The sequence below is a fragment of the Lactobacillus porci genome, assembly GCF_009695985.1.
Taxonomy (GTDB): Bacteria; Bacillota; Bacilli; order Lactobacillales; family Lactobacillaceae; genus Lactobacillus; species Lactobacillus absianus.
In genome coordinates, this window is sequence record NZ_VUMX01000013.1 from 61213 (window position 1) to 68526 (window position 7314).

Annotated in this window: 9 protein-coding genes and 1 other annotated feature; of the genes, 3 read left to right on the plus strand and 6 right to left on the minus strand. The window is 50.5% G+C overall.

The window, feature by feature from the left end:
- Positions 1-14 precede the first annotated feature (14 nt).
- Positions 15-1559 carry a YfcC family protein gene (locus FYJ62_RS05930; protein ID WP_154548730.1) on the plus strand — a complete coding sequence of 515 codons (1545 nt, stop codon included), beginning with the start codon at positions 15-17 and terminating at the stop codon, positions 1557-1559.
- Positions 1560-1620: 61 nt separating this feature from the next.
- Here the strand turns inward: FYJ62_RS05930 and FYJ62_RS05935 are convergent, their stop codons facing one another.
- The gene (locus tag FYJ62_RS05935) at positions 1621-1809 is read right to left on the minus strand and encodes a hypothetical protein (protein WP_154548732.1); all 189 of its coding nucleotides are present in this window, start codon (positions 1807-1809) and stop codon (positions 1621-1623) included.
- A gap of 485 nt (positions 1810-2294) precedes the next feature.
- Here FYJ62_RS05935 and FYJ62_RS05940 point away from each other — a divergent pair, with 485 nt between their 5' ends.
- Positions 2295-2852 (plus strand): NUDIX hydrolase, encoded by a 558-nt coding sequence (locus FYJ62_RS05940; RefSeq protein ID WP_154548734.1) that lies wholly within the window; start codon positions 2295-2297, stop codon positions 2850-2852.
- Positions 2853-2894: 42 nt separating this feature from the next.
- Here FYJ62_RS05940 and FYJ62_RS05945 read toward each other — a convergent pair whose 3' ends face one another.
- From FYJ62_RS05945 to FYJ62_RS05955, 3 genes are all read right to left on the minus strand, one after another.
- Positions 2895-3062, minus strand: a complete 168-nt coding sequence (locus FYJ62_RS05945) for a hypothetical protein (protein ID WP_154548736.1) — start codon at positions 3060-3062, stop codon at positions 2895-2897.
- A complete protein-coding gene (locus tag FYJ62_RS05950; RefSeq protein ID WP_154548738.1) occupies positions 3052-3678 on the minus strand; it encodes a DsbA family oxidoreductase in 627 nt (208 codons plus the stop codon). The genes FYJ62_RS05945 and FYJ62_RS05950 overlap by 11 nt, the downstream gene beginning before the upstream one ends.
- Positions 3679-3797: 119 nt before the next feature.
- The gene (locus FYJ62_RS05955; RefSeq protein ID WP_154548740.1) at positions 3798-4853 is read right to left on the minus strand and encodes a glycoside hydrolase family 18 protein; all 1056 of its coding nucleotides are present in this window, start codon (positions 4851-4853) and stop codon (positions 3798-3800) included.
- Between the two features lie 180 nt (positions 4854-5033).
- Here FYJ62_RS05955 and FYJ62_RS05960 point away from each other — a divergent pair, with 180 nt between their 5' ends.
- Positions 5034-5693: an NUDIX domain-containing protein gene (locus FYJ62_RS05960; RefSeq protein WP_154548742.1), complete on the plus strand. Its 660-nt coding sequence runs from the start codon at positions 5034-5036 to the stop codon at positions 5691-5693.
- A 421-nt stretch (positions 5694-6114) separates the two neighbouring features.
- Positions 6115-6351, minus strand: a binding site (T-box leader).
- A gap of 287 nt (positions 6352-6638) precedes the next feature.
- Here FYJ62_RS05960 and FYJ62_RS05965 read toward each other — a convergent pair.
- Both FYJ62_RS05965 and FYJ62_RS05970 read right to left on the minus strand, forming a co-directional pair.
- The gene (locus tag FYJ62_RS05965) at positions 6639-7202 is read right to left on the minus strand and encodes an ABC transporter permease (RefSeq protein WP_154548744.1); all 564 of its coding nucleotides are present in this window, start codon (positions 7200-7202) and stop codon (positions 6639-6641) included.
- A gap of 18 nt (positions 7203-7220) precedes the next feature.
- The coding region (locus FYJ62_RS05970) for an IS3 family transposase (RefSeq protein ID WP_130137146.1) at positions 7221-7314 on the minus strand (94 nt) is incomplete at its 5' end.

A 7314-nucleotide genomic window follows, 5' to 3' on the forward strand; every position in this document is an offset into this window, starting at 1 on the left:
AGGGAGTGAAAATCATGAGTACTGTTAAGCAACAAGTAAAAAAGAAAAAACATGAATTTCCGACCGCCTATTCCGTGATCATCATCGTCTTGGTCCTGGTCCAGATACTGACCTTCTTCATCCCAGCCGGCAACTACGCGACCGTGGCCTACGACTCATCCAGCAAGGACTTCGCGATCACCTCGCCGACTGGCAAGGTCACCCATGAGCCGGCCAGCCAGCAGACCTTGGACAAGTACAAAGTCAAGATCGATGCTGGCAAGCTGGTCGACGGGACCATCTACAAACCGGTTGCTATCCCGGATTCCTACAGGCGGATCAAAGTCAAGAAGCCAAGCCTCTGGGGCGCCGTCAAGCAGTTTTTGACCGCGCAGGTCAACGGGATTGCTGATTCAATCGACATAATTACCTTTATCCTGATCTTGGGCGGGATCATCGGGGTGGTTTACGCCAACGGGGCCATCAATTCAGGGATGCAAGCCTTGTCTGAGCACATTAAGGGCAAGCAGGTGCTGTTGATCGTCATCGTGATGGGCTTGATTGCCTTAGGCGGGACGACTTTTGGTCTGGCTGAAGAAACGATGGCCTTCTACCCCATGCTGATTCCAGTCTTCTTGGCCGCGGGCTACGATACGATGACCGTGGTTGCCACCATCTTCTTAGGCACCAGCCTGGGGACGCTGGCATCGACGATCAACCCCTTCTCAACGGTGATTGCCTCCAACACTGCTGGGGTCAACTTCGCCAGAGCCCTGCCGCTAAGAATCGGCATGCTGCTGGTCACCGTTCTCGTCGGCATGATCTACACCATCATCTATGCTGAAAAAGTTCGCAAGGATCCTGCCAAGTCATTGGTCTATGACCAATATGAAGAAAACAAGCAAAAATACCTAGCCTTTGACAACGGCAAACAAAAGAGCAGGTTCACCCTGCGTCAAAAGCTGACCCTGCTCACCTTCGTGGCCGGCTTCCTGGTCATGATCTGGGGCGTGCAGAGCAAGGGCTGGTATTTTACGGAAATTGCCGTCGTCTTCCTGGCCGTCTCCTACTTGCTGTTCGTCGTCTCTGGCTTGTCTGAGCACAAGTTTATGGCCAGCTTCGTCAGCGGTGCGGCTGACCTGCTTGGCGTAGCCCTGACCGTTGGCTTGGCCAGAGCGGTTTCCATCGTCATGGATGAAAGCCACACCAGCGACACGATCATGTACTTCTTCAGCAAGCAGATTACGGGGATGAACAAGCTGGCCTTTGTCTGGGTCCTCTTCCTGATCTACATCGTCTTAGGCTTCTTCATCCAGTCTTCTTCCGGCCTGGCCGTCCTGTCCATGCCAATCATGGCCCCTTTGGCCAACGTCGTGGGCATTGACCGCGCCAGCGTCATTGATGCCTACAACTGGGGCCAGGGCTATATCAGCCTGATTGCCCCGGTTGGCCTGATCTTGATGTCCCTGGCCATGGTCAACATCGGCTTTGACAAATGGTGGAAGTTCGTCTGGAAGCTGCTGCTGCTCGAGTTCTTCGTCTGTCTGCTCTTCCTGGGCATCGGATTACTGGTCTACTAACAATGAATATGCAAAAAAGGCCTGCCGGCAATGCCGGCAGGTCTTTTGGCTTGAAGCAGGACTACTCTTTCAGATGGTGGATCAACAGCGCTGCCGCCCCTAATGCCAAGAGGCACTCGAGCTTAAGATGGTGGTGATGGTGGACCGGTTCTGATCCATCTCTAGGCAATTTTTTGGAAATAGTAATGACTTTGTCGTTACCAATGGAGCTTCTCCACAAAACCCGTTCATTTCTCTTGTGATAAAACATGACGTTTACCTCCATAAGTTAAATTACAATAATTTTCGCGAAAAAACGAAAAAAGAAAGATAAAATAACCAGCACAAACAATAAACGATCATTCTTGCCTAAAGCCAGCACAATCAGTCCTGTCTTCAAAGTAGATTATAGCAAATGAATTAAGCAGCATGGCCTTTTCCAGAGCATTTTAAACAGATCGCAACTTTTGTCTTTTGGCCAATTCATGTTCCACAAGTTGGCAGATTGACGAAAGTCGCCTTTTCAGCCTGCCAAACTCCTTGTCTTCTCTAGCTTTAAATCATTTTTTCAAAAAAACGCAGCCTTGGTGCACAAATTGTCAACAAGCTGGTCAGCCTGGCAGAAAGCTTGATATTTAGCCATTATTTGCGCTGCTGATGTATCCGGTTAACTGCCGGCTTTTGTTTCACGCGGCAGTTGAAAATTAGGCTTTTTCAGCAGATGGTGCTAAACTAGTGAGCAATTGGAGGCATAAGATGGAAATTCTGGACATAGTTGACCAAGCCGGCATCCCCGTCGGCAAAACGATTGAACGAAATGAAGCCCACCGGATCGGCGCCTGGCACCGCTGCGCGTCCGTCTGGATCGTGAAAAGGACCGCTGGCAAGTGGCAAGTCCTGCTGCAAAAGCGGACCCTGACCAAGGATTCTTATCCTGGTTGCTATGACACCTCTTCCGCAGGCCACATCGATGCCGGGGATGCGCCACTGGACACGATCATCAGAGAATTGGGCGAAGAGCTGGGCATCCACGCCAAGCCCGCGGACTTCGTTTTTGTTGGCACCTTTCACAACTGCTACACGAAAGTCTTTCACGGCGCCGTCTTCAAGAACAATGAGGTCTCCTTTGTCCATGTCTACCAAAAGCCAGTAAACATCCAAGACCTGCACCTGCAAAAAGAAGAAGTTTCCGCCGTTCGCTGGTTTGACCTGGATGAGGTCTGGGACAAGGCGATTAGCCAGGACTCTCGCTTTTGCACGCCAGTTGGCGGCCTGAAGCTGCTGCGCGCCTACCTGCAAAAGCAGGCAAAATAAAAAGGCGGCCGTCTCATGTGTTGAGACGGCTGCTTTTTTGCATTAGCCTTTATCGGTTTTTTCATGCTTTTTGGCAGCCAGCATTTTCTGGTGGTCGGCCAGGCTACAGCCATCAGGCCCGCAAGCCATGCCGCAAGCTTCGCCTAAGCCAGGCAAATTTTGAAAGACTGCTTGCCTTTGCTTGTTTTCTTCCTTTTGCTTAGTCATCATTTGCTCCTTCCATAGCCAAGACCTGCCGCAAGGCGCTGACGAGCAGTTCTTTTGGCTGAGCGCCATTGATGGCGTACTTGCCGTTGATCACAAAAAACGGTACGCCGGAAACGCCGGATTGCATGGCAGCTGCTTCATCGTTGCGCACTTCTTGTTCATAAGCGTCAGAATTCAAGACTGCCTCAACGGCTGCTGGGTCAAGACCAGACGCGGCGGCTGCCTCCTTCAGGACGTCATGATCCGCGATTTCAGCACCTTTGACAAAATAGAGCTTGTAAAAGTCATTGACCAGGCGATTGGCGGCGGCTTGCCCATACTTGTCCTTAGCCAGCTTGATCAGGCGGTGGGCATCCATCGTTGAGACATGCTTGACCTGAGACAGGTTGATTGCCAGTCCATCCCCGCGAGCCATGTCTTCAATCGCACGGGCGCGTTGGCCCAAGGCCTTTTCCCCTTTTTCTGAGGTCGTCTTTGGGGCTTCTGGGTCCAGCTCATAGGCCAGAAATTCCATTGGCGTCTCATCCGCAATCCCAACTTCGGCAAGTGCCTGCTTCATCCGGTTGGCCCCGATATAGCAGAAGGGGCAGGCAATATCAGACCAGTACATTATTTCCATTTAATTTCACGCTTTCTAGCAGCCGCGAGCGGCTATTTTTACTTACTTTTTGTAACCTATCTTAGTTTAGCTGATTCTGCCCCACTTGCCAAAGAATCTGCTCACGAATTTGAAAAAAGCTATTCCATCCGCCAAATGCTGAGATCGACCTTGCGGCCAGCAGACTCGTCCAGGGTCTTGGCCCAAATTTGCAGGGTCTGGTCGTCGGCATACCAGACTTCATGGCTGCCGTAGCTGAAGTGCATGGCCCCGCTGGCTTTGTCCCTGACGGGCTTGGCCTTTTTTCGCTTGATCAGCTTTTTGACGTCACTGGTCGTCAATGACGTTACGTCGGTGCCGTCCGCTGTGCCAAAGTCAAAGCCGCCGTTTGACAAGGCATATGACACCTTGCCCAGGCTTTCAAAGCTCTTGGCTGTCTTGACCAGGAACTTCCGATTGGCCTTTGGGCCGGGAGCTGAGCCAAAGCCATACAGGTTGTAGCACATGACCACGTATTCTGGCCCTTTGACCAGGCTGATCTTCTTGACTGGCGTTGACGGCTCAAGGACGACCCGCAGCTTGAGCTGCTCTTTCTGGCAAAGCGACCACAGTTCTTTTTCAAACACGGCAAACTTCTTCCACAGGCCAGTATCATCGCGGATCTGCTCATAATCCATTTCCACGCCGTCAAACTGATGCTTCTTGGTCAAGGCCACGATCTCCTTGGCTTGCTGCTTGGCCTGGGCCTTGCTGGACAAAAGGGCGGATACCAGATCGGTTGACTTGTCCTCAGTCCGCGTGTCGTTGACCACGGTCATGTAGACCGGCGTCTGCTTCGTGGCGGAATTTGCCCGCAGCTGCTTGAGCAGCTTCTTGGCTCCGTCAGTCAAAAAGAGCTGGTCATTCTTGTTCTCGTCGTAAATCGCGGCAAAATCGCCAACCCCGTCAACGCTGGCTGCGTGCTGCTCAATCGTCTTGATTGGTCCGTTTACGTCCCAGTAGACCGTCCAGTAGAAAAGCTTCCGTCCCTGACTCAGTCTGCCCATGGCTGAATTATCGCTTACCTGCCGCTTGCTTGCCTTGCTGCTCTTTGAACTTGAGCTCTTTGGCTCCTGCTTGGCGGTGCAGCCAGCCAAAGTCAGCCAAGCCAGGCTAGCAGCCGCGATTTTAATTGCCTTCTTAATTCCTTTGCTCATGCTTCACATCCGTTCCTGAATTAGTTTTTCTTATATTATAATTTTCATCGCACAAGTTTAAGCTATCATCCAAATTTTGACCGGTCAAGGCAAGTAGAAAGACTGTAACCGAACTTTAATTTGGCAGACTATGGGCGGCCATCCTGCGCTACAATTAACTTATTAACTAGGAGGGAAATTATGGAACCACAAATCAACCGCGACAAAAGCCGCCTGCTGGCCGATACCAAGTTTATCAAGCTCTACGATCTGGAATACCAAGACGGCACCCACTACTATGACGCTTCACGGCGCGGGCCGGAAGAACTCTTTGCCTACAAGCCGGCTGCAGAACTGACCACGGCCCCGCCGGACGCGGCCAGCGCCTTCGTGATCATTGAATTGCCCAATGAAGCACCCAAACTGCTGCTTTTTTACGAATTCCGCTACCCAACTGGCTCATACATGCTGGGCGTCCCAGCTGGCCTAATCGATCCCGCCGACTTTCAGGGACCAGACCCGGTCAAACGCGCGATGATCCGCGAAATCAAAGAAGAAACCGGCATTACGGTTACGAGCAAGGACACGGTTGAGGTCATCAGTCCTTGCGTCTTCACGACCCCTGGCTTCAGCGACGAAAGCAACGCCCTAGTCAAAGCCATCATCCACCTGGATGACCTGTCCTCACTTAACCACAAGGGGGCTGAAGGGACGGAAGTCTTTGGCGACTTCCGCCTGGTCGACCGAAAAGCAGCCATGGACTTGCTTAAAGCCGGACGGGATGAGACTGGCCACTACCTGCCCCTGATCACTTGGGCTGCCCTGACCTACTTCGTCAGCGGCTTATGGCAGGAAATATAGGAGCAAAAGAATTTAAAGCATATTAAACAAGAAATGCAGCCGCGGCGCGGCTGCATTTTTGAATTATGGAGTTGATTGATTGACTGATGCTTGACATCTGTTTCGAAATTAGTTGATTAAGAGTTTTATAAAAGGACACAAAGTTTAAAGTAAAAGCTTAATGATTTGAAATGAAAATTAGAATATTAAAATAAAGCATAAAAGATAAATAGATTGGTAAGATATTATGGACAATCAACATGATTTGTTGCAAAACGGTTGACAGAGATATTTTTTCAGGCAAAAGCCAGCTAAGTCTTTTTCTTTTTCCTTAAATCACATACACACTAAATTCTTGCTACAAAAGACTGATTCTGCTCACGCAGCTGCAGCCGTTCTTCCTTAACTGAAAAGAAAAAACGCCCCATTGGATCGACTGATCCAATAGGGCGTCATTAACGCGGTACCACCTATCTTCGCTGGAAAAATTCCAGCCTGCGCGTGCGGCGGGACAAGCTCCCGCGATACGCTGCCGCTGTAAAGGGCGGTCCCTGAAGCCGCTCAAGCTCGCGGCTTCAACTCAAAGGTGATCTTCACTTGTGTCAGGCCATTCCCTCGCACCAGCCGGGAACTCTCTGCAGGCCCTTCGCCAAGCTACTTTCCTTCTCAAAGTTAAGTCATCTTCAGCTGTATGTTTAATATTCTAGTGCAAAATCAGCTGACGTCAAGGCTAAATTAAGAAATAGTTAGAATATTTTTTCTTTTAAGAGTGCAAGCCCAGCCAGGCAGTCAGAATCATCCCGGCAAAAATGGCAATGATAATGGTCCAGTAGACCAGATCCGGATTTTTAGGCTTTTGTAATTTGATTTGCGTCATTTTTCCCGCCTCCTATTGCATTTCTTATGTTAAGACTTGCACGTTAAATGCAAAGGAAGCTTCAGATTAAATCAATGTAAAGTTCTTGCCTAGTCAACCGACTTCAGGGCCTCAAGCATGTCCACCTTCTGCAAAGTCCGGTCGACCCAGAGACAGAGCAGGCAAAGGATCAGGATGATCGCCCCAATTGGGGCCAGGTAGACAAAGAGATCCACCCGCGGGTTGAACATAATCTGGCTTGAGCCAATGACCTGCAAGATCAAGCGGTGCATTCCCTTGCCCAGGATAATTCCCGCGATGATGCCGGCCAGAGACAATGCGATCGTTTCCCGGTAGATGTACATCGTCACCTCGTGGTTGTGGAAGCCCAAGACCTTGATGGTCGACAATTCCCGGATCCGTTCAGCGACGTTGATATTGGTCAGGTTGTACAAGATGACGACCGCCAGCATGACTGACAAGAGGCTGAGCACGATCATCACCGTCTGCAGGGAATTGACCACCTGCTTTAGCGTCTTGACTTGGGACTGGTTTTGCGAAACTGCCCCGCAAGCCGCCAGCTTCAGGCAGCTGGCCGCGAACTGGCTGATCTTTTGGCCGGACCTGGTCTTCAAATCCACCAGGCTGGCATTGCTCTGTGATGTGACCCCCAAAATTGGGACATATTAGTATTACGCCGTTAAGGTTGTTAGAACATGATTCCGATATTCAATCGGGGTCATGTTTTTTCGTCCTGTTTTGATTCTTACGTTGTTGTAGTAATCG